Origin of the sequence: Arthrobacter sunyaminii (assembly GCF_018866305.1) — a bacterium.
GTDB lineage: Bacteria > Actinomycetota > Actinomycetes > Actinomycetales > Micrococcaceae > Arthrobacter_B > Arthrobacter_B sunyaminii.
The window spans coordinates 3565728-3587968 of sequence record NZ_CP076456.1 but is presented as its reverse complement, the minus strand read 5'-3'; the positions used below and the strand labels follow the sequence as shown (position 1 = coordinate 3587968).

The window sequence follows — 22241 nt, the reverse complement described above, 5'->3', positions numbered from 1 at the left end:
CTCAGCCCACCTTGCCCTTGACTGCGCGGCGGACGAGGTAGAGCACCCCGCCGATCGCCAGCAGGATCCCGGCCCGCAGCCATACCGCCCCTGACTGCTGGGTGAGCAGCAGGACGCAGGAAGCAATGGCAAGGTAGGGCAGCACCAGCGGAGTACGGAAATGCGGATGGTCCACGGAGTCCTTCCTCAGCACGATCACTGAAATATTCGTGCTGAGGAAGACCAGGAGCAGCAGCAGCACCACGGTTTCGGCCAGGGACGCCAATCCGCCGGTCATGGTCAGGACCATGGCAACGGCGGTGGTGACCATGATCGCCACCCACGGCGTTTTCCGGTTAGGCAGGACTTTGCCGAAGACTGCGGGAAGCAGGCCCTGCTCCTCCATGCCGTAGGTCAGCCGGCTGGACATGATCATGGTCAGCAGGGCGCCGTTGGCTACGGCCACCAGTGCAATCAGGCTGAAGATCCAGTCCGGAAGGCCGAAACCCGTGGCGCTGACCACCGCCAGCAGCGGGCCGCTGGAATTTGCAAGCTCCTCCGTGGGCAGCGCACTGGCTGCGGCGATCCCGATCAGCAGGTACACCACTCCGGCGGTCAGCATCGCCCCGAACAGGGCCCTCGGATAAACCCGGCTGACGTCCCGGACTTCTTCCGCAACGTTGGCCGAGACCTCGAAGCCCACAAAGGAGTAGTAGGCGAGCAGGGAAGCTGCCAGCACTGCCGTTGCCGGGTTGGAGCCCGCGGGAAACTCGGTGATCTGTTCCGTGTAGCCGTCGCCCCGGCCAACCATCACGGCCACCAGCACGATGACGAGGACAAGGCCTGAGAGTTCAATGACGGTCATGACCACGTTGGTCCGCACTGATTCGGAAATCCCGCGCGCGTTGAGCAGGGCGACGAGGAGCAGGAAAACGATGGCTGCAGGCACCGGAGGAACGTCCAGGAAGGCGTTGAGGTAGTCGCCGGTAAAGGCCAGCGACAGGCCGGCAGCACTCGTGACACCGGCGGCGAGCATGCAGAACCCCACCATGAAAGACAGCGCCGGACGCTTGAAGGCGCGCTCCGCGAAGACGGCGGCCCCGCCCGCCTTGGGGTACTTCGTAACGAGTTCGGCGTACGAGGAAGCGGTGAGCAGCGCCAGCAGCAGCGCTGCCGCCAGCGGCACCCAGATGGCTCCGCCTACTTCGCCGGACACCTCGCCCACCAGCGCATAGATGCCTGCACCCAGGACATCCCCAAGAATGAAGAGGTACAGCATGGGGCCGGTGATGCCCTGTTTGAGTTTTGAAGCGGAACCTGCCTGCGCGTTGTTCGTCATGGGGTAAAACTAAGCTTGCTGACGATTATTGAAAAGTGCGATAGAAAAGAATCATGCCTCGATCTTCCAATGTGTTTGTGGAGCCCGCCGACCGCTATGACGTGGTCATCATCGGCGGCGGAATAGCCGGTCTGACCGCTGCCACCGTGCTGGGGCGGGCCTGCCGCCGGGTTGCGGTTGTGGACGCAGGCCAGCCCCGGAACGGTCCCGCGGACCAGGTTCACGGCTTTCCCTCCCGGGACGGCATTTCGCCTGCGGAACTTGTGCGCCTGTGCCGGTCGGATTTGGAGCAGTACGACGTAGAGCTGGTGTCCGGGCAGGTTATCCGCGTGAACGAGGACCGGCAGGCCGAGCTTGCCGACGGCAGAGTGCTGCAGGGCAGGCATCTGCTGCTGGCAACCGGGCTCCGGGACACCCTGCCGGACATTGCCGGTGCCCGGGAACGGTGGGGCCGGGACCTTTTGCACTGCCCCTACTGCCACGGCTGGGAGATGAGGAACCAGGCGCTGGCCATCCTGGGAACGGGGCAAAGCTCCGTCCAGCAGTCCATCCTGGTCCGGAGTTTCTCCGCAGAGGTGACCCTGATCGTCCAGGACGGACTCGAGCTTTCAGGCGATGACGTCCGTTCCCTTGAGGCTATGGGCGTGGACATTGTGGAGGGGGCAGCACAGCGGCTGCTCATCCGCGAGGACGCCCTGGACGCGGTGGTCCTGGCGGACGGCCGAACGGTCCCGTGCCGTGCCCTGTTCTGCGAACCGGTGGCCACTGTTGACCCTGCACTGGCCGACATACCGGGATGCACCCTGGACGCGGACGGGTGCCTGGAAACGGATGACAACGGCCGGACCGGGGCAGACCGGATTTGGGCCGTCGGGAACGTCACCGATCCGTCCGGCCAGGTGGTGCCGGTAGCCGGTGACGCCTACCGGCTGGCGGTGGCGCTGAACGCACAGCTGCTGGAGGAGGACACCGAGGCGGCGCTCAGCGGCGGGGAGCGAGCAGCGGCGAGCCTTTGACTCCGTCGCCGTCCGTCATTCCGTCCAGGACAAACCTCAGCGCCTCAACCGAGGTGCGCCGCGGAGTCCAGCCCAGCAGATCCCGTGCCCGTGAGGTGTCCATAATGGGAGCGCCGGCAGCCATGTCTATCCAGCCCGGATCGGTGCGCTGCAGGTGTGCGGCCCAGGTCAGGCCAACGACGGCGCGCACCAGTTTCACCGGAATGTTCAGCAGCCGCCGGGCGCCCAGCACTCCGGCGAGCAGCTCCGGGGTGATCACCGGATCGGCGGCAATGTTGAAGGCACCCTCGGCCCGCTGGTCCACCACCCGCCAGTAAGCATCGGCCATGTCATCGGCGTGGACAATCTGGAAGGAGAACTCCTTCGGCAGGGGGATCAGCGGCAGGCGCAGCTTGTTCAGGATGAACTTGGGCACCAGCGGGCCCAGGAAGTAATTGCCAATTTCGGTGCCGGCATCCGAGGATAAGATCAGTCCGGGACGGAGCCGGGCTACCGGTATCTCCGGATACTCGCGTTCAAATTTGTCCAGCAGCGCTTCCTGCTCGCCCTTGTGCCGGCTGTAGTGGGAGCTGGCGATGCCGCGCGCGGGCCACGACTCATCGGTGAGCCGGTCCTTGGGGGCGGGGGAGTAGGCGCCCACGGACGACGCGCAGACAAACTGGCGCACCCCCGCGGCCGCCGCGGCGGCCAGGGCGTTTTCGGTGCCGTGCACGTTAATGCGGTGCAGCTCCGCCTCGTCACGGTTGGGCTGGATGGCCCAGGCGAGGTGGACGACGGCGTCGGCTCCCTTCAGTGCCTCGGTCAGCTTTTCCCGGCCCTCACTCGTGGCGATGTCGATACTGTGCCACTCGACGCCGTCGTACGGAGGGGTGCCGCCGTCCGGAATCCGTCGGGCGATCCCCATAATCTCCAGGCCGTCCGGCCGTTCGCCGCGGGCCTGGGCCAGCCGGCGCAGCAGGGCTGTGCCAACATTTCCGGTTGCTCCAATGACAGCTACTCGCATGTGGCTTGTTCCTCCGGCTTTGGGTGTTGGGATACGCAGGCGCTGCCCTCGACTCTACCGGGGAGACGGGCGGCAGAGCAGGGGGCAGCCGGGACCGGTTCGGAGCCACTAGTGTTGAGTGCAGGATCAGGCACACGCACCCGAACGAGGATTCCCATGGCTGAGAACACGGCAACAGACCAGGACAACGGCTCCGGCTTCAGCACTCGCGGAGCCTATGTCACCGGCGGTACGGAATACACCCGGGACACCAACTACATCGAAACGCGGATCACGCGCGACGGCCGGGACGGTTATCCGGTGGAAGCCGGCAGATACCGGCTGATCGCAGCACGGGCCTGCCCCTGGGCCAACCGGACCATCATTGTGCGGCGCCTGCTGGGTCTTGAAGATGCCATTTCGCTGGGCACCCCCGGCCCCACCCACGATGCCCGGAGCTGGACCTTTGACCTGGATCCGGACGGGAGGGACCCGGTGCTGGGGATCGAACGCCTGCAGGAGGCGTTCTTCCGCCGCACACCCGGCTACAGCCGCGGCATCACCGTACCGGCCGTCGTGGACATTCCCAGCGGCGCCGTGGTGACCAACAATTTTCCGCAGATCACCGAGGATTTCTCCACTGAGTGGAAGGACTTCCACCGCGAGGGTGCCCCGGACCTGTTGCCTGCAGAGCACATGGAGGAAATGCGGGCCGTCAACAAGCGCGTCTTCACCGAGATCAACAACGGCGTGTACCGCTGCGGCTTCGCCGGATCGCAGGAGGCGTATGACGCCGCCTATGACCGGCTGTGGGCCGCAATGGACTGGCTGGAGGACAGGCTCTCCCGCCAGCGCTACCTCATCGGCGACACCATCACCGAGGCCGACGTCCGCCTGTTCACCACCCTGGTCCGCTTCGATGCGGTCTACCACGGCCACTTTAAATGCAACCGGAACAAGCTCACCGAGATGCCGAACCTTTGGGGCTACGCCCGGGACCTGTTCCAGACGCCGGGCTTTGGCGACACTGTCGACTTCGAGCAGATCAAGGCCCACTACTACATCGTCCATGAGGACATTAACCCCACGGGTATCGTTCCCAAGGGGCCGGATTTGTCCGGGTGGCTCACCGAGCATCACCGGGAGCAGCTCGGCGGCCGGCCGTTCGGCAACGGAACCCCTCCGGGACCTGTGCGTCCGGGCGAAGAGGTGGCACCGGGACACGGCGCGCGCTGATTGCTTTCCGCCCGGCGAATAGGGCACAGAAACGTTTCTTAAGGACCGGGACCGTAGGTTAGCCTTACTTAAGATCATTCCGTCTTAAGGAGGTGCCGCGGTGGGCGTGAACGCCAGCTCCTCCGCACCGGCACCTAAAACCCTCCGCTTTGCCGGGACGGAAGGGCAAATACCGTCCCGCCGCACGGCGGTTCCCCGGAACGGCCGCCGGGCGGCCCTGCTGGCGGCCGCGATCGGCGTGCTGGCGCTGGCCTGCCTGGCATCCGTGGCCTTCGGCGCACGGGCGCTGTCCTTTGGGACCGTGCTCGAAGCCCTGACCTCCTACGATCCCGGCAACGGAGACCATGCGGTGGTGGTGTCGAGAATTCCCCGCACCGTTCTTGGCCTGCTGGCAGGCGGCGCACTGGGGCTGGCCGGGGCCGCCATGCAGGGCGTGGCCCGCAATCCACTGGCGGACCCCGGAATTCTGGGGGTCAACGCCGGAGCGGCTTTCTTTGTGGTGCTCGGCATTTACGGGTTCGGCATTTCCACCTTCCTTGGCTACATCTGGTTTGCGCTGGCCGGCGCGGCACTGGCCGCCGTCCTTGTGTACACCGTGGCGAGCCTGGGCAGGGAAGGCGCCACTCCGGTCAAACTGGCCCTCGCCGGGGCGGCCCTGTCCGCCGGACTGAGTTCACTCATGAGCGCAGTGCTGGTTTCCAGCCAGCAGACACTGGACATCTTCCGTTTCTGGCAGGCGGGCAGTCTGTCCGGTCGGGGCTGGGACGTGATCAGCGCCGTCGTTCCCTTCCTGGCAGCCGGCGCCGTCATCACGCTGTGCGCCGGCCGGGCACTGAACGGTCTGTCCCTGGGGGATGACGTGGCCCGGGGGCTGGGGCAGCGGGTGGGCCTCAGCCGCGGCATCACTGCCCTGGGAGTGGTGCTGCTGTGCGGTGCCGCCACGGCCGCCGTAGGCCCGATCGGCTTTGTCGGCCTGGTGATCCCGCACATGGTCCGGTCCTTCACCGGGCCGGACTACCGGTGGATCCTTCCCTTTTCCCTGGTCCTGGCGCCGGTGCTGCTGATCATTGCCGACATCATTGGGCGCCTAGCCCTCCCGCCGGGAGAAATTCCAGTGGGCGTCATGACCGCCGTCATCGGAGCCCCTGTCTTTATTTGGCTCGTCCGGCGGCGGAAGCAGGCCCAGCTGTGAGCGCATTGCTGGACCGTTCCGCAACCGGACCGGGAGCCCTCCTGGTCCGCGCCGCCCGCCGCCGGTCCCTGAAACGCGGCCGCGTGGTGGCCACTGTCCTGGCGGCCGCCGTCGTCGTTCTCTTTGCAGTCAGTATCCTGCTGGGCACCTACACCGTCACCATCCCGGACTTCTTCCGGATACTCGGCGGGGAACAGATTCCCGGTGCCACGTTCATCGTGATGGAGAGCAAGCTGCCGCGCGCCGTTATAGGACTTCTGGTGGGTGCCGCCTTCGGGATTTCCGGCAGCATTTTCCAAACCATGCTGCGCAACCCGCTGGCCAGCCCGGACATCATTGGCATCAGCTACGGAGCCAGTGCCAGTGCCGTGGTGGCCATAGTGGTCTTCGGTGCCGCCGGGACAACTGTTTCCCTGGCCGCCCTGTGCGGAGCCCTGGTTGTCGCGATGGCCATCTACCTGCTTTCCCGGCGCGGCGGTGCAGCCGGTTACCGGTTGATTCTGGTCGGCGTCGGCTTCGCCGCCGTTATGCAGGCCGTGGTGACCTTTTTGATGACGCGTGCCGATGTGCGGACCGCTTCCCAGGTGCTGGTCTGGCTGAACGGTTCGCTGAACTCCAGCAACTGGGACCGTGCCGCCGTTCTGGCCCTGGCCCTGCTTGTGCTGCTGCCCGTTACTGCGGTCCTTGCGCGCCGGCTGCGCGGGCTGGAGCTGGGAGAGGACACAGCAGCGGGGCTTGGACTGCGGGTTGAGGCGTCCAAACTGGGGTTGCTGGTTGCCGGGGTGGCTCTGGCTGCCGTGGCCACCGCTGCTGCGGGACCAGTGGCCTTCATTGCCTTTCTCTCCGGCCCGATTGCCAGGCGCCTGCTGGGCGGGCGGCACTCGCTAACGGTCTCCGCCTTGGTGGGCGCCGTCATCGTGCTGGCCGCAGATTTTGTCGGAGCCAATCTGGTTCCCGGTGTTTCACTGCCCGTGGGCGTGGTGACAGGTGCCCTCGGGGCGCCGTTCCTGCTGTGGCTGCTGGTGACTTCCAACCGTGTAGGCCGAGGAGGCTGAGATGGACAATACCCCTGACCCGAACACCCTGAGCGCACAGGATCTGGTTCTTTCCTACGGCGAGCGCCTGGTGGTGGACGGTTTGTCGGTCACACTCCCCGCCGGGCAGATCACGATCATTGTCGGCGCCAATGCCTGCGGCAAATCCACACTGCTGCGCGGCCTCTCGCGGCTGCTCAAACCTGCCGGCGGCACGGTGCTGCTGGGCGGAAGGGACATCCATTCCAGGCCTGCCCGCGAGGTGGCACGCATCCTGGGCCTGCTGCCCCAGACTCCGGTGGCGCCGGACGGCATCACCGTGGCGGATCTGGTGGGCCGCGGCCGCTACCCGCACCAGGGCTGGTTCCGCCAGTGGACACCCGGGGATGACGACGCCGTTGCCGCCGCACTGGAAGCCACCGGCACTCTGGACCTGGCGGAGCGGAACGTTGATGAGCTCTCGGGAGGCCAGCGCCAGCGGGTGTGGATTGCCATGGCCCTGGCGCAGGAGACCCGGATTCTTCTGCTGGATGAGCCCACCACCTTCCTGGACGTCACCCACCAGATTGAAGTGCTGGACCTGATCACGGACCTGAATCGGCGGGCAGGCACCACCGTGGCGATCGTGCTGCATGACCTGAATCTCGCCGCCCGCTATGCAGACCACCTGATTGCAATGAAGTCCGGTGCCATCGCCGCTCAGGGCGCCCCGGCCGACGTCGTCACCGAAGACCTGGTCCGTGACGTTTTTGGTCTGGAATCCAGAGTCATTCCCGATCCTGTCTCCGGAACCCCTATGGTGGTTCCCATTGGCCGTCATCATGCGTTGCAGCCGGCTGATGAGGACCCTGCCAGAGGGGTGGGCTACCTGCCCAACCCGCACGACACCCTAACCGCACGCGAACCAAAAACCCGCCTGGAGGCCGCATCATGACTCAGGTCAGCACCCGCACCGGAGCAACAGCGGTACCCCGCAAGGCACGCCGTGCCTCAGGTGCCGGAGCCGTGATGTGCTTCGACGTCCATGTGCGGCGGGTCCAGCGCCTGAGCGAAAACTTCCAGCGCATCACCTTTGCGGGTCCGAGCCTTTCCGAGTTTGGGATCCAGGGACAGACCCACGATCTGCGGATCAAGGTGGTGGTTCCTTCGATTGCTGCCGACGGCACCCGGATTCCGGTGCCGGAGTTCGACTGCACTGATACCGCCTGGTACCGGAACTGGCTGCAGCTGGACGCGGCTGTGCGCGGTTCCATGCGCACCTACACCGTCCGTGCTGCCCGGTGCTCGGGTGCCGAGCCGGAGATCGACGTCGATTTTGTCCTGCACTTCGATGAAGAGGGCAGGGGCGGCCCCGCGTCCAGCTGGGCTGCCGCTGCGGAACCGGGGGACCGGGTGAGCATCATTGGGCCCAACGCCGCCCACTGTGTCACGGCGGAGTCTTACGGCGGGATTGAATGGCGTCCCGGGATGGCCCGCCACATCCTGCTGGCGGGCGACGAAACGGCCGTACCGGCGATCACGGCCATCCTGGAGAGCCTGCCCCGGGATGTGACCGGCCACGCCCTGCTGGAAGTTCCAACAGCCGCCGACGAGCAGCAGGTGTCCACGGAATCCTCGGTCCGGGTGAGCTGGCTTGCCCGAAGCGGCCGGCCCCACGGTGAGCTGCTGGACGCCGCTGTCCGGGAGGCCGTGGCGCTTCCCGGATGGGCCTCCGTGGACGGTGCGCCGGTCCCGCCCCGCCCCCGGATCGAAGACATCAACGTGGACGAAACCATCCTTTGGGAGACACCTCAGCGGCTTACTCCGGCGGTCGTCCAGGGAACACCCAACCCGCACACGCCGTCGGGCGCGCTGCCGTTCTACGCCTGGATTGCCGGCGAGGCCGCCGTGGTCCGCGGGTTGCGCCGCTATCTGGTGAGCGAAGCCGGAATTGACCGCAAACAGGTTGCGTTCATGGGCTATTGGCGCAGGGGACGCGCCGAAGGCTAAGGTTCGGAGCCACCTCTACGGAGTGTGATCTGCCGCCAAGGGATGACTGACCTTCATCACAATTGCTTTCATCCCAAAGTGCCGCGTCGGTAAAGTGAAACGAGTGGGAGCCTGGCTCCCGCCTATGAGAACTATTGCTGTTCACTGCCCCTTTGCCGACAACTGCACAAGAGGTGATGGATTACGACGAAGTACTCAGATCATTTCACTGAAATCCGGGAACGGCTTCTGCCGGAACTGCGGGACCGTATCCTGCCGGACCTGCGGGAAAAGGTCCTCAGCTGGACCACAGAAAGCGCACCGCCCGGAAAGAGTATTTCCTCGAGACTTGCAAAGCACTGGCCGGAGACAATGAGGTACCGGCTCGAAAAGGTACCGGCGGCCGTTCAATCCCTGCCGGCAGACCTGCGCTGGCTGTCCACCCCCGCTCGCAAAACCTGTGCCCTCGGGGCCGGGGCGGCGCTGGTGCTCGGGTCGGCCGTGGCAGGCACTGCCCACAGCGCCGGGCAGGATGCGCTCCTTTTGGAGCGGGCATCTGTGACTTCCGAACTGTCCGCGGAACACGGAGACAGCTCTGCGGAACCCGGAGAGAATTCCGGGGAGCCGGCCGAAGCGCCCCCTGCGGAAAACGGCCAGGGATCCACGACGCCTGTGGAGGAGGCGCCCGCAGAACCGGCTCCGGAACCCCCGTCGGTGCCGCTGGACGAGCTGCGCGTCACGTCTCCGTTCGGCTGGCGGGAAAACCCGCTGCTTGGAAACGGTGCACTGGAATGGCACACCGGAATTGATTTCGGTGCCAATCTGGGCACACCCGTCAAATCAATTGCGCCTGGCACCGTGGTGTATGCGGAATATCACCAGTACGGCGGACTGCGGGTTGTTGTTGACCACGGAGACGGTGTCGAAACCACCTATAACCACCTGAATGACATCTTTGTCGAGGTGGGCCAGTGGGTGGATATCAACCAGGAGGTCGGGGCCGTTGGAAGCACCGGAAACTCCACCGGACCTCACCTGCACTTTGAAGTGCTGAAAGATGGCGAATATCAGGATCCCGCAGTCTGGATGGGACTCTAGCAACGAAGGCCGCTGCCCCTGGCCCGGGGCAGCGGCCTTCTAGACTTCAGGGTCGGTCAGAATGGCCGGATCCTTCTCACCCTGCGGCATCCGAACCCGCAAAGCGCTGGGATCGACGCGGAAAGCCACATGCGAGGCCTTGCCCAGGTGGTCACCGTCAACTTCGAATTCCTGCGGGGTCTGCGTGAAGATTTCAGCTTCCTTGCACTGGTAATACTCCACGGAAGTTCCCTTGCCCTTCCCCCGGCGCAGCAGTCCGGCCACAACACCGAGCCAGCCCAACCGCCCCTTGGGGGCCATGGTCATGATGTCCAGCAGCCCGTCGTCAATCCGGGCACCGGGGAAAATCTCCAGGCCGCCCATGATCTTTCCGCAGTTGCCGCCCATCACGCTGCGGGGAAAGCCGGAGATCTCCTTGCCGCCGTCGAGCCGGATGGTGCTCTTGACCGGTTTGCCTGGCAGGTTTCGGACACCAGCGTCAATGTAGGCCAGCCAGCCGACGCGGTCCTTGAGCGTGTCGTTCGTATCGCCCATGAGAGCGGCGTCGTACCCGAGCCCGGCCATGACCAGGAAAACGTCGCCTTCCAGCGCGCGGTCCAGGGTGACGTGGACGACGTCGATATTGCGGTCCGTTCCGGTAAGGGCGGCGGTAACCGCGGCCTCCGGATCGTCGACGGCGATATCCAGATTGCGGGCCAGTAGGTTCCCCGTTCCAAGCGGGATGAGCCCCAGCGGCGTGTCAGTGCCTGCCAGTTCGGCGGCAACACAGCGTACGGTTCCGTCGCCGCCGGCCGCGATCACCACATCCACGCCGGCTTCCAGGGCCTCTTTGGCCATGCCGCGCCCCGGATCCTCCTTGGTGGTTTCCAGCCACAGCGGCTCATCCCAGCCCTGGTCCCGGCAGGCGCTCTCAACCAGGGCGCGGATGTCCACATCGGTCTTTTTGATGGGGTTCATGATGACTGCGGCACGTTGGCGCGGTCCGGCTGCTGAGCTGGCCATGGGTTCCTTTGGTTGCTCGCGGTGTACTGCGAAACGGTGACGGTATTGTTCAGAGTCTAATCCGCCGGGCGTGCAGCTAGCTGTCAATGCGGAAACAACAGAATCAACTTGTACCCTGTGGGAGTGACTTTTACTTCTCGGTATGTGGCTTTGGGCGATTCATTCACTGAAGGCGTGGGGGACTGGGATGACTCCCTGCCCAACGGGGTGCGGGGCTGGGCGGACCGCGTCGCCGAGCAGCTGATCCTCGCCGAAGACTCCTGGGGATACGCCAATCTGGCGATCCGCGGCAAGAAACTGCATCAGGTCCTGGCGGAACAGGTGGACGCCGCCATCGCACTGGAACCAACGCTGGTGAGCATTTACGCAGGCGGCAACGACATTCTGCGCCCCCGGGTGGACATCGACACACTGATGGACTCGTACGACGGCGCCATTGCCAAGCTGCGTGCCTCCGGCGCCGCTGTGCTGATGTTCACCGGATTCGATTCGGGCCGGTCACCGGTGTTTGGGGCCACCCGGGGGCGGACGGCGCTGTACAACGAGCTGGTGCGCGAGGTCGCTGACCGCCACGGTGCCGAGCTCGTGGATTACTGGCGCATGAAGGAACTGCAGGACGAAAGGTACTGGGACATAGACCGGTTGCACATGGCCCCGGCCGGACATATGTTCACCGCCAAGAAAGTCCTCGAAGTCCTGCGCCGCACCGACACCATCGATGTCCCGGAGCTGGACGAGCTGCCTGCGCGGACCCGTGCCGAGCAACTGCGCCGTGATGCCCAGTGGGCTCGGGAATACCTCGGACCGTGGGTCGGGCGCCGGCTGCGGGGGGTTTCCTCAGGTGACAATCTGACCCCTAAATACCCGATTCCGGTACACCCCAAAGTTCCGGTCCGTTCCTGAAAAAGGGCCCCGGATCGGTGCGTAAAACCTCCGGGGTGAGGTGATTCACAGAATTCCCCAAGAGCCCAATGACTGCATGGGTGTTTTCCCGGCAAATGGTGTCCTGAACGCATCATCAGAACGCTGATAATTCGGTAACCCCCGCTGTTTTTCCTAAACTTGTTGGTCTGCCTGACGCCTGTTGCGGCGTCCGGCCGGTTGCTTCCGATACACGCAGCTGACTTCTAGGAAAGAAAGCCAACATGCCTAAAGATGCACCCACTCTCCGCCGCCCCGTCCTGAGGCGCCGGCGCCTGAAGGTTGACGACGTGAATGTTGTCGACAAATCGATGATGAAGAAAGCCGTGGGCGGAACCGTCGTCGGCAACACCATGGAATGGTTCGACATTGGTGTCTACGGCTATCTTGCCGTCACCATGGGAGCGGTTTTCCTCTCCGAGGCCGACGCCTCCGCCCAGCTGATCTTCAGCCTGGGCGTTTTCGCTGCCACTTTCCTGGCCCGCCCGCTCGGCGGAATTGTCTTCGGCCGGCTCGGCGATCGTCTGGGCCGCCAGAAGACACTGGCCACCACTCTGATGCTGATGGCCGGCTCAACGTTCGTGATCGGCCTCCTCCCCGGCTACGACCAGATCGGCATGTGGGCTCCGGTGCTGCTGGTCCTCATGAAGCTGCTCCAAGGCTTCTCCACCGGCGGCGAGTACGCCGGTGCCACAACCTTCGTGACGGAGTACGCCTCCGATAAGCGCCGCGGCTTCCTCTCCAGCATTCTTGATCTCGGCAGCTACATGGGCTTTGCCCTCGGCGCCGGGGTCGTGTCCATCCTGCAGCTGACGCTCAGTGCCGAAACCATGCTCGACTGGGGCTGGCGCATTCCCTTCCTCGTTGCAGGCCCCCTGGGCCTGATCGCCATTTACTTCCGGCTCAAGATTGAAGAGTCACCGGCCTTCCAGGCCACCCTGGATGCGCAGGAGGAGAACGCCGCTTCGGGGAACCCCGACAGCGAAACGGTACCTCCGGGAACGCTGGCCATGATTGGCCTGTACTGGCGCCCGATCATCGTCGCCATGGTCCTGGTAGCTGCAGCCAACACTGTCGGTTATACCCTGACCTCCTACATGCCGTCCTACCTCACCGACTCAATGGGATACGACGCCGTGCACGGCACCCTGCTGACCATCCCCGTCCTGGTGGCGATGGCGTTGTGCATTCCCCTCTGCGGAAAGCTGTCGGACCGCATCGGCCGCCGTCCGGTGCTGCTGATGGGCGCCGGGTCCACCATCGTGCTGGCCGTTCCGGCGTTCCTGCTGATTGCCCACGGCCCTGTCTGGTCGACCCTGCTGGGACTGGGCCTGCTGGCCGTTCCCGTGACCCTCTACGTGTCCAACCTCGCCTCGGCGCTTCCGGCACTGTTCACCACGGCGAGCCGCTACGGCGCCATGGGCATCTCCTACAACTTCGCCGTGGCGATCTTCGGCGGCACCGCACCGCTGATCATGCAGGGGCTGATCAATCTGACCGGCAATGACCTGATGCCGGCATTCTGGCTGATGGCAACTTCCGTTGTGGGAGCAGTGGCCGTCTACATCATGAAGGAATCCGCCAACCGGCCCATGCCCGGGTCCATGCCCAGCGTGGATACTCACGCCGAGGCACGCGAGCTTGTGGCAACCCAGGATGAGAACCCCCGGCTCGACGTCGATTCCCTGCCGTTCGGTGTGGAAGGCACCGGGGCGCCTAAACAACAGGACAGCTAAGCGCGCCGGCCCCGCCCGCCGAATCATTGAAGGCTCAAGCAACCATGGGAGTATAGACAAATGAGCGACACCGAGTTCTCCTCCGTCCCCTGGCTGAGTCCCGATGAACGACGGGCGTGGCTGGCTCTTTACGCCGTGGCCACACGGCTCAACCCCACACTCGATGCAGACCTGTCCAAGCGGGCACGGATCACGCTTTTCGATTACCACGTGCTGGCGATGACCTCCGAGGCACCGGAGCGTGCGCTGCCGATGAGTGAACTGGCAGCCCGCTCCAACGCATCCCTCTCCCGGCTTTCGCACGTGGTGAAGAAACTTGAGGGCCGCGGCTGGATGGAACGCTCGCAGTCGCCCGACGACGCCCGCGTCACCATGGCCGCGCTCACGGACGAGGGTATGGCAGCCCTGGCTTCACTCGCTCCCGACCACGTCCGCTCGGTCCGGGATCTGGTCTTCGACGGACTGGACGCCCGCGACGTGAGTGACCTCGAACGCATTGGCCGGCGCATCCTGGGCCGGCTGGAACCGGGCAACAGCATCGTTGAAGACAACACCCCCGCCGATCCCTCCTGAGAGCGGCGTCAGGGCATTTTGTTAGCCTTGGTGTAAATGGAGAGCAGTCAACACGCCCCCCCCCAGCGAGAGGTACCACATGCACACCCCCCGCATTCTGACACTGATTCTTGCCGGCGGAACGGGAGGCCGCCTTGGCTCCCTCACGGACCACCGGGCCAAGCCTGCCATGCCGGTTGCCGGCTCCTACCGCCTGATCGATGTTCCCCTGTCAAACCTCCACAACAGCGGGCTGTCCGACGTCTGGATCGTGGAGCAGTACAAGCCCAAATCACTCAACGACCATTTGGTCAGCGGCCGCCCCTGGGACCTGGACCGGACCAACGGGGGCCTGCGGGTGCTGCCGCCCTATCAGGGCGGCGAAGGGGAGGGGTTTGCGCAAGGCAATGCTGACGCTCTGTACCGCCAGGCCGACTACATCCGCGATTATGATCCGGACCTGGTCCTGGTGCTCAGCGCCGACCATCTCTACCGGCTCGATTACCGGGAGGTTCTTGCCACCCATGAGCGTTCCGGTGCTGCCCTGACCGTGGTTACGACCAAGATCCGCAGGAACCCCTCCGACCACGGTGTGGTGGAGGCGAAGGACGGCTTCGTGACCGGCTTTGAGTACAAGCCGGAGAAGCCCAAAACCGACCTCGTGGCTGCCGAAATCTTCCTTTACGACGCAGCCGTGCTCCTGAACGCCATGGATGAGCTGATGGAAAGGGACGGCCAGCTGGAGGATTACGGCGACCAGCTGATTCCCTACCTGGTGGAGACGGAAAAGGTGGCCGAACATCGTCTGGAGGGCTACTGGCGGGACATGGGCACGCCGAGCAGCTACCACGAGGGCCACATGGACCTGATTGACGGCCGCGGGCTGGACTTCGATGACCCTCAATGGCCCATCCTCAGTGCCTCACCGCGCCGGCTGCCCGGTTTCGCCGGCGAGGCGGCCCGGGTTTCCAGCAGCCTCCTCGCGCCGGGCTCCCGGGTGGAAGGCAGCGTCCGGCGCAGCGTCCTGGGGGCCGGCGTTCTGGTGGAAGCCGGCGCTGAAGTGGAGAACTGCGTTCTCCTGGGTGACGTGAAGATCCGTTCCGGCGCAAAGCTGCGCAACGCCATTGTGGATGCCGGCGCAGTGGTGGGCGGCGGCACCGAACTCGACGGCGCTGAGCTGGATCCGGAGGCGGCAGTGGTGGTTGTCGGGGCGGACGGGGCAGTACAAACGCCGTCGTCGCCGTCTAAAGGGTGAGGTCAGGCACCTTTAACGGGTACAGTATCCCGCCGGTTTGAACGAAAGCCGGGTTGCCCCTAGGATAGAGAGGCGTTAAGTTGCGCCTATGTTCGAGAGAGATGCCGTAAGGCGGGCCTGGAGACATTTGCGCGGCCACCCGTATAAACCTAGAATTGAAGGCTGTCCCGGCAGATACTGCTTGGCATCCTGAACTTCACCGTCTTCCCCGCGGCGAGGCACTTCGGCTGGATCTCACCCCGCCAGGTCAACCTCCGGAAAGTCGCAGTAATAACGGTGTCAAAACTGGTGGCGGGACGCTCTTTATGGCAGGTGCTTAGGCAAACGCCCTGTGTCTGTTTTTTGAGGACCGTCATATTTACTACAACTGGAGGAGAGATCATGGCAGCTTATTGCCAGGTCACCGGAGCCATCCCCGGCTTTGGTCACAGCATTTCGCACTCGCACCGCCGCAACAAGCGCCGGTTCGACCCGAATATTCAGAAGAAGCGCTACTGGGTTCCGTCCCTGCGCCGCAATGTGACGCTGCAGGTTTCGGCCCGCGGCATCAAGACGATTGACGTGCGCGGTATCGACGCCGTCATCACTGACCTTATCGCGAAGGGTGTGAAGCTCTAGTGGCTAAGGACAAGGACGTACGTCCGATCATCAAGCTGAAGTCGACCGCCGGCACCGGGTACACCTACGTGACCCGCAAGAACCGTCGTAACGACCCGGACCGCATGGTCCTGAAGAAGTACGACCCCAAGGTCCGCCAGCACGTCGAATTCCGTGAGGAGCGCTAAGAATGGCAAAGAAGTCAAAGATTGCCCGCAATGAGCAGCGCAAGGTCATTGTTGAGCGCTACGCTGCGAAGCGCCTCGAACTGAAGAAGACCCTGGTGGATCCGAACGCTACCGACGAAGCCCGCGAAGCTGCACGCCTCGGCCTGCAGAAGCTTCCGCGCAACGCCTCGCCGGTACGCCTTCGCAACCGTGACCAGATTGATGGCCGCCCCCGCGGTACCCTCCAGAAGTTCGGTATCTCGCGTGTGCGTTTCCGCAACATGGCCCACGCAGGCGAACTGCCCGGCGTGAAGAAGTCCAGCTGGTAAGCACTGCTTAACTAAGCTTTCAAAAGGGCGGCAACCTGCGGGTTGCCGCCCTTTTGCATGCCCCGGAGCTGTTTGGCGGCGGGTGTGCGTAAAATCCGCGCCGTTGCAAGGAAACAGGCTAAGGGCCTCGATGGGGTAAATGGCACCTTTTTCTGGGCTGAGAGCTGAAAAAACCGCGAAAAACAGCGGATTTTTCCTGATTTCCGGGCGCGGACTGGTAAGTTTCCAACAGTGGCGGTTTCGCATCCGTGATCCGCTCGAGCTAACACCTAGTCCAGGAGGACATAAATTGGCTATGAACCGCAGTGAACTTGTTGCAGCAGTGGCAGAGAAGTCCGGCAACAGCCAGACGGCAGTGAACGGCGTTCTCGACGCTGTCTTCGACATCTTCGCAACCTCCGTTGCCAATGGCGAGAAGATCACCATCCCCGGATGGCTCGCAGTCGAGCGCACTGACCGCGCTGCCCGCACGGGCCGCAACCCGCAGACCGGCGAAACCATTCAGATCCCGGCAGGCCACAGCGTCAAGCTGACCGCCGGCTCCAAGCTGAAGGCTGCTGTCTCCACCAAGAAGTAACCTCCGTTCCTGAGGCAAGGGCCGGCGCCGGAGGGCGCCGGCCTTTTTTGTGCAATTAGCCCAAATTTCTACCGGGGGTAGAGAATAGGTATCGTGCCTAAAACTGCCAACACCGATACCGCCGGCGCCCGCCTGCCGTCCGGCGCTTCCACGTCTGCCGGAGCCGTTCGGGGCGGCTGGCTCGCCGCCGCCGCTGCCGTCCTGTTCACGGCCCTTGCCGGGGCGCTGGTCTTCTCCGGTGCCGCCGCGGCCCAGCAGCTTTCCGACCCCGGTGCACTGACCCGATGGGCCATGCCTGTTGTCAAGGCCGTGCAGAACGGTGCCATGGCAGCGGTCATTGGAGCGCTGGTGTTCTCAGTCGCCATCCTGCCAAAGTCGCTGAAGTTCACGCGGTCCCGCAAGGTCCGGGCGGATGAGCCGGAACACCCCGCCTTCGCCCGCGCCATGTCACTGGCAGGGTTCGCCGCCGCGGTCTGGACGCTGGCCGCCGTTGGCGTGCTGCTCTTCACCTACTCGGATGTCTCCGGCCTGCCGCTGAGCGCGGAGGCAAGTTACACGCAGGGCCTTGGCGCCTTCGTCACCGACTTCTCCACCGGCCGCGCCTGGTTGGCGGTGAGCATCATTGCAGCAGTGGTCACCACCCTGGCCTTCGGTGTCCGGTCCCTGAACGGTCTCGCCGCCACCACCGTGCTGGCCGCCGGGGCCATCATCCCCATCGCGCTCGTCGGCCACTCAGCAGGCGGCGACGACCACAGTGCCGCCGTGAACTCCATCGGGCTGCACCTGGCCGGTGTGTGCCTGTGGATTGGCGGACTCATTGTCCTGGCTGTTGTCTCGCGCCAGCTGGGTCCCATTACGGGCGTGGTGCTGCGCCGCTACTCCGCCCTTGCCGGTTTCGCCTTCGCGCTGGTCTTCCTGTCCGGCGTCATCAACGCCTCCCTGCGCATCACTTCTCTTTCCCAGCTGAATTCCGAGTGGGGGAGTCTGGTTATTTTCAAGGCCGCGGCAACCCTGCTGCTGGGCGTGATCGGGTTCCTGCACCGCCGCTGGATCATTCCCCAGCTGCCCGCCAAGATTCCCGGCTCCGCCGCAGGCTCCAACGAGCAGGGCGGCCCCCGGGCGAAGAGCGCCAACCGCATTCTCTGGCAGCTGATCGGTGTGGAACTGCTGATCATGGCCGCTGTCTCCGGCGTGGCCGTGGCCCTGGGCCGCACCGCCACCCCGCGGCCGGAGGAGCTGCCGGCCAACGCGTCGCCGGCGCGGATCCTCACCGGATATGACCTGCCGCCGGAACTGACGAATGAACGCTACCTCACCGAGTGGCGCTTCGACTGGCTGTGGGTCGCGATCGTGCTTGTCCTGGCGATTTCCTACATTGCCGGAATGGTCAAGGTGCGCCGCCGCGGTGATAAGTGGTCAATTGTTCGTGCCCTGTGCTGGCTGTTTGGCCTTGCTGCGCTGACCTACGTCACGTCCGGTGCCCCTGCCGTGTACGGCATGGTGCTCTTCAGCACCCACATGCTGGCCCATATGTCCCTGACCATGGTGGTTCCGCTGTTCCTGGTGCTCGGTGCCCCCGTAACACTGGCGCTGAAGGCGCTGACACCGCGCGGGGACGGCACCCGCGGGATCCGGGAGTGGATCCTCGTCGGCGTGCACTCGTGGTTCTCCAAACTGGTCACCAACCCCATTTTCGCGGCCGTCAACTTTGCCGGGTCCATCGTGATCTTCTATTACTCGGAGCTGTTCGGGTTCGCCCTGCGCCAGCATGTGGGCCACGAACTGATGGTTGTGCACTTCCTGCTGACCGGCTACATCTTTGTCCTCACCATGATCGGCATCGACCCGCTGCCCTACCGGGCGCCGTATCCGCTGCGCCTGGTGATCCTGCTGGCCACGATGGCCTTCCACGCCTTCTTCGGCGTGGCGGTCATGGGCGGAACCTCCCTGATCCAGGCCTCCTACTTTGGAAACATGGGCCGGGACTGGGGACTGTCGGCCCTCGCTGACCAGCAGCTCGGCGGATCCATCATGTGGGGCCTGGGCGAGATTCCCACTGTCATGGTGGCCATTGGGGTGGCGCTGCAGTGGTCCCGGACTGACGCCCGCGAAACACGGCGTAAAGATCGGGCAGCCGAAAGGAATAATGAGGCTGAGCTGGCCGCTTACAACAACATGTTTGCCAATCTGGCCAAGCGGGATGCCAGCAGCTCTGAAGGAGACCGTTAATGACTGAAACTGTGCGCACCGGATACCGGGTGCGGGCCTCCGCCCTGGAGGGCCGCAACTGGCTGAACACCGGCGGCCGCCAGCTCGGGCTGGAAGACCTGCGCGGGAAGATCGTGCTTCTGGACTTCTGGACCTTCTGCTGCATCAACTGCCTGCACGTCCTGGACGAGCTTCGCCCGCTGGAGGAGAAGTACTCCGACGTGCTGGTGACGGTGGGTGTGCACTCGCCCAAGTTCGAGCACGAGGCGGATCCCGTGGCCCTGGCAGCGGCTGTGGAACGCTACGAAATCCACCACCCGGTCCTGGACGACCCGGAGCTGATCACCTGGCAGGCCTACGCGGCCCGCGCCTGGCCAACCCTGGTGGTCCTGGATCCGGAAGGCTACATCGTGGCCAACCTGTCGGGTGAAGGTCACGCCGCCGGCCTCGAATCATTGATCAGCGAGCTCGTAGAAGAGCACGAAGCAAAGGGCACGCTGCACCGCGGAAACGGTCCGTATGTTCCGGCCGAACCCACCGCCGGCAACCTGCGTTTTCCCGGCAAGGCCGTTGCACTTCCCGGCGGGACCTTCCTGGTGGCCGATACCGGGCGCCACCGCCTCGTGGAACTTGAGGATGATCTCACCACAGTGCGCTCTGTTATCGGTGACGGCACGAAGGGGTGGCGCGACGGCGACGCCGGCACGGCACAGTTCAACGAACCCCAGGGCCTGGCCGTCCTGCCTGCCGCCGTGGCGGAGCAGACCGGGTACGACGTCGTGGTGGCGGACACGGTCAACCACCGGCTGCGCGCAGTGGCCCTGGCCTCCGGAACCGTCACCACTGTCGCCGGAAACGGCGTGCAGCGGCTCCTGGACGCCGGCAACCAGACAAAGCGGGCACCCGGCGCGGACCACCCCTCCGAAGCCGCCTCAGCGGCCGGCAGCGACGTACCCGGATCGGCGTCTGTGCAGCCGGCCCTTGGCTCCGACCCGCTGGCCGTGTCCCTGTCCTCGCCGTGGGACGTGACCTGGTCCACTGCGCTGGGCCGGCTGGTAGTGGCCATGGCCGGCACGCACCAGATTTTCAGCTTCGATCCGCTCACCGGCGCACTGGGCATCCTGGCCGGCACCGGGCTTGAAGGCCTGCTGGACGGCGACGGTGCCGAGGCCTGGTTTGCCCAGTCCTCCGGCCTGGCCGAAGACGCTGACGGCAACATCTGGGTCGCCGACTCGGAAACCTCAGCGGTTCGCCGTTTGGCCTTTAGTACAGCCGACGGCACCACACGGGTATCGGTCAGCACCGCCGTCGGAGCCGGGCTCTTTGACTTTGGCTTCCGCGACGGGCCTGCCGGGGAGGCGCGTTTGCAGCACCCGCTGGGAGTTGCAGTGCTGCCGGACGGTTCGGTGGCCATCGCCGACACCTACAACGGTGCTGTTCGCCGTTACGACCCCGCAACTGAAACCGTTTCCACCCTGGCCCGCGGACTCTCCGAGCCTTCCGGCGTCCTGGTGGACACCACTGCCGGGGAACCGCTGCTGATCGTGGTGGAAGCCAACAAACACGAACTGGTGCGGCTGCCGATTCCCAAGGAAGCCCAGTCGGTGGACGAGGGTGCCCGGCAGACACAGCGCCCTGCCAGCCCGATGGCCGCGGGCACGGTGGCGCTTTCCGTCCGCTTTGCCGCTCCCAAGGGCCAGAAGCTGGACGACCGGTGGGGAGATCCCACGCAGCTGAAGATCTCATCCTCTCCGGAGGAACTGCTGGTTTCCGGCGGCGGGACTTCCACCGGGCTGACGCGTGAGCTGGTGCTTTCGGACTCCGTGTCCGGCGGTGTTCTGCACATCACGGCACGCGCCGCGGCCTGCGACGGCGAGCCCGGCGGCGAGATCCCCGACCACGCCGCCTGCCACCTGTACCAGCAGGACTGGGGCATCCCGGTGACCATCGACGCCGCGGGAGACACTGAGCTCACCCTGGACCTGCGCGGGCTCGACTAGCGGAATCTGTGCGGCAATCGACTAGCCCGGCCACAGACATCCGGCCGGGCTAGTCGATCAGGGGAGTAACGGACACCTCGCCTGCACCAACGGACAGCTGCGCGGCGAAGCTGAAATCCTTCTCAACCTCCAGCGGGCTCTTGACGCCGCTGAAGAGGTCCGTCTGCTCAGCTGTGAGGCGGGCCTTGCCGTTGAGCGGGGAGAGTACCCACTTCCCCGACACCGAACGAATATTGACTTCCGGGTACTGCGTGATTTCCCAGACGATGGGCGGCTGGACCCGGTTGTCGGTGAAGTGGAAGAACGGACAGCCCGGCGGGGCGAGCCGGTCCTGGGCGCCGGTGCAGCCGGCGAGAAAATCGCGGACCTTGGCATCTACGGCATTTCTCAGGGCCTCGGTGGCCTCGGTTGCCAGGACCAGGGAGACGGTGTCACGCGGCGAAGTCAGGACTCCTGATTCCGCCGGGGCGGCGAAGAACTCCGATTCGTAGGAAGCTTCCACGCGGGTGGGATAGAAGGAAGCAAACGTGGTGGTCTCTTCAGGCAGGGCCACCTGAACGCCGTTGAGGACGGCTTCGCGCTGGCTGGGGGCGCTGACAGTCACCGTGGGAAGGACCGAAGGGACAAAGGACCACTGGTCAAAAAAGAACCAGTGCTTCTCAGTACGCGCCAGGCGGAAGGTGCTCTGCGCCTCCTCGGCGCCCATGGCATAGGTGACGTCAATATCCACCCTGTCCTCACCGGCGTCGCGGGGTTCACCGATCTGAACCAGCTCAAGGTCCGCGGCTGCGGCCCGCAGCGCGTCTCCGTCCAGCAGGGCGGCATTGGATTGCGGAACCGTGGCGGCCAGCAGGCCCAGGGCGCGTTCCCCGTCCCCTTCTTGGAGGGCGTCGAAGTAGCTGCTCACCTGGTGCCCCGGCCCGTACACCTTCGCATTGACGAAATAAATGACCACCACTGCCGCAGCGATGGTGAGCATGAGGGCAAGCAGCCACGTGGCCACTGCTTTGATTACCGATGTTGTTCCCTGCACCGATCAAACGATACCGGGTG

At 64.8% G+C, this 22241-nt stretch carries 21 protein-coding genes; 17 read left to right on the top strand and 4 right to left on the bottom strand.

Going from position 1 to position 22241, the window contains the following annotated elements:
• Window position 1: 1 nt before the first annotated feature.
• Entirely contained in the window at window positions 2-1318 is a 1317-nt protein-coding gene (locus tag KG104_RS16275) for an APC family permease (protein ID WP_207347700.1), read from the bottom strand.
• 53 nt (window positions 1319-1371) lie between these two features.
• Here KG104_RS16275 and KG104_RS16270 point away from each other — a divergent pair, with 53 nt between their 5' ends.
• On the top strand, window positions 1372-2334 hold the full coding sequence (locus KG104_RS16270) for an NAD(P)/FAD-dependent oxidoreductase (protein WP_207347701.1): 963 nt from the start codon (window positions 1372-1374) through the stop codon (window positions 2332-2334).
• Here the strand turns inward: KG104_RS16270 and KG104_RS16265 are convergent.
• Window positions 2300-3337 carry an NAD-dependent epimerase/dehydratase family protein gene (locus KG104_RS16265; RefSeq protein WP_207347702.1) on the bottom strand — a complete coding sequence of 346 codons (1038 nt, stop codon included), beginning with the start codon at window positions 3335-3337 and terminating at the stop codon, window positions 2300-2302. The genes KG104_RS16270 and KG104_RS16265 overlap by 35 nt on opposite strands.
• 156 nt (window positions 3338-3493) lie before the next feature.
• On the opposite strand from KG104_RS16265, the gene KG104_RS16260 reads away from it, so the two are divergent.
• The 6 genes from KG104_RS16260 to KG104_RS18175 all read left to right on the top strand — a co-directional run bounded on the left by KG104_RS16260 (window position 3494) and on the right by KG104_RS18175 (window position 9844).
• A complete protein-coding gene (locus KG104_RS16260; protein WP_104053183.1) occupies window positions 3494-4552 on the top strand; it encodes a glutathione S-transferase family protein in 1059 nt (352 codons plus the stop codon).
• A gap of 100 nt (window positions 4553-4652) precedes the next feature.
• Window positions 4653-5744, top strand: coding sequence for a FecCD family ABC transporter permease (locus KG104_RS16255; protein ID WP_372434160.1), 1092 nt, complete (start codon window positions 4653-4655; stop codon window positions 5742-5744).
• A 5-nt stretch (window positions 5745-5749) separates the two neighbouring features.
• Window positions 5750-6799 carry a FecCD family ABC transporter permease gene (locus KG104_RS16250; RefSeq protein ID WP_420481771.1) on the top strand — a complete coding sequence of 350 codons (1050 nt, stop codon included), beginning with the start codon at window positions 5750-5752 and terminating at the stop codon, window positions 6797-6799.
• A 1-nt stretch (window position 6800) separates the two neighbouring features.
• Window positions 6801-7712, top strand: a complete 912-nt coding sequence (locus KG104_RS16245) for an ABC transporter ATP-binding protein (protein WP_207347703.1) — start codon at window positions 6801-6803, stop codon at window positions 7710-7712.
• Window positions 7709-8767: a siderophore-interacting protein gene (locus tag KG104_RS16240; RefSeq protein WP_207347704.1), complete on the top strand. Its 1059-nt coding sequence runs from the start codon at window positions 7709-7711 to the stop codon at window positions 8765-8767. The genes KG104_RS16245 and KG104_RS16240 overlap by 4 nt, the downstream gene beginning before the upstream one ends.
• 351 nt (window positions 8768-9118) lie before the next feature.
• Window positions 9119-9844 (top strand): M23 family metallopeptidase, encoded by a 726-nt coding sequence (locus KG104_RS18175; protein ID WP_104053179.1) that lies wholly within the window; start codon window positions 9119-9121, stop codon window positions 9842-9844.
• Between the two features lie 39 nt (window positions 9845-9883).
• Here KG104_RS18175 and KG104_RS16230 read toward each other — a convergent pair whose 3' ends face one another.
• Window positions 9884-10846: a diacylglycerol/lipid kinase family protein gene (locus KG104_RS16230; RefSeq protein WP_104053178.1), complete on the bottom strand. Its 963-nt coding sequence runs from the start codon at window positions 10844-10846 to the stop codon at window positions 9884-9886.
• Between the two features lie 123 nt (window positions 10847-10969).
• Here KG104_RS16230 and KG104_RS16225 point away from each other — a divergent pair, with 123 nt between their 5' ends.
• The 10 genes from KG104_RS16225 (at window position 10970) to KG104_RS16180 (ending at window position 21188) form a co-directional block, all read left to right on the top strand.
• Window positions 10970-11749 (top strand): SGNH/GDSL hydrolase family protein, encoded by a 780-nt coding sequence (locus tag KG104_RS16225; RefSeq protein WP_104053177.1) that lies wholly within the window; start codon window positions 10970-10972, stop codon window positions 11747-11749.
• A gap of 242 nt (window positions 11750-11991) precedes the next feature.
• Window positions 11992-13503: an MFS transporter gene (locus KG104_RS16220; RefSeq protein ID WP_207347705.1), complete on the top strand. Its 1512-nt coding sequence runs from the start codon at window positions 11992-11994 to the stop codon at window positions 13501-13503.
• 60 nt (window positions 13504-13563) lie between these two features.
• A complete protein-coding gene (locus tag KG104_RS16215; RefSeq protein WP_104053175.1) occupies window positions 13564-14076 on the top strand; it encodes a MarR family winged helix-turn-helix transcriptional regulator in 513 nt (170 codons plus the stop codon).
• 79 nt (window positions 14077-14155) lie between these two features.
• Complete coding sequence (locus KG104_RS16210) at window positions 14156-15310, top strand: glucose-1-phosphate adenylyltransferase family protein (RefSeq protein WP_207347706.1); 1155 nt, start codon at window positions 14156-14158, stop codon at window positions 15308-15310.
• A gap of 381 nt (window positions 15311-15691) precedes the next feature.
• Entirely contained in the window at window positions 15692-15928 is a 237-nt protein-coding gene (rpmB, locus tag KG104_RS16205) for a 50S ribosomal protein L28 (protein WP_104053173.1), read from the top strand.
• On the top strand, window positions 15928-16095 hold the full coding sequence (gene rpmG / locus KG104_RS16200; RefSeq protein WP_104053172.1) for a 50S ribosomal protein L33: 168 nt from the start codon (window positions 15928-15930) through the stop codon (window positions 16093-16095). Before rpmB ends, rpmG begins: the two co-directional genes overlap by 1 nt.
• A gap of 2 nt (window positions 16096-16097) precedes the next feature.
• Entirely contained in the window at window positions 16098-16403 is a 306-nt protein-coding gene (gene rpsN / locus KG104_RS16195) for a 30S ribosomal protein S14 (RefSeq protein WP_104053171.1), read from the top strand.
• A 289-nt stretch (window positions 16404-16692) separates the two neighbouring features.
• A complete protein-coding gene (locus tag KG104_RS16190) occupies window positions 16693-16980 on the top strand; it encodes an HU family DNA-binding protein (protein WP_104053170.1) in 288 nt (95 codons plus the stop codon).
• A 93-nt stretch (window positions 16981-17073) separates the two neighbouring features.
• Complete coding sequence (locus KG104_RS16185; protein ID WP_207347707.1) at window positions 17074-19209, top strand: bifunctional copper resistance protein CopD/cytochrome c oxidase assembly protein; 2136 nt, start codon at window positions 17074-17076, stop codon at window positions 19207-19209.
• Complete coding sequence (locus KG104_RS16180) at window positions 19209-21188, top strand: NHL domain-containing thioredoxin family protein (RefSeq protein ID WP_207347708.1); 1980 nt, start codon at window positions 19209-19211, stop codon at window positions 21186-21188. Before KG104_RS16185 ends, KG104_RS16180 begins: the two co-directional genes overlap by 1 nt.
• Window positions 21189-21237: 49 nt before the next feature.
• Here the strand turns inward: KG104_RS16180 and KG104_RS16175 are convergent, their stop codons facing one another.
• Window positions 21238-22221, bottom strand: a complete 984-nt coding sequence (locus tag KG104_RS16175; protein WP_207347709.1) for a hypothetical protein — start codon at window positions 22219-22221, stop codon at window positions 21238-21240.
• Window positions 22222-22241 lie beyond the last annotated feature (20 nt).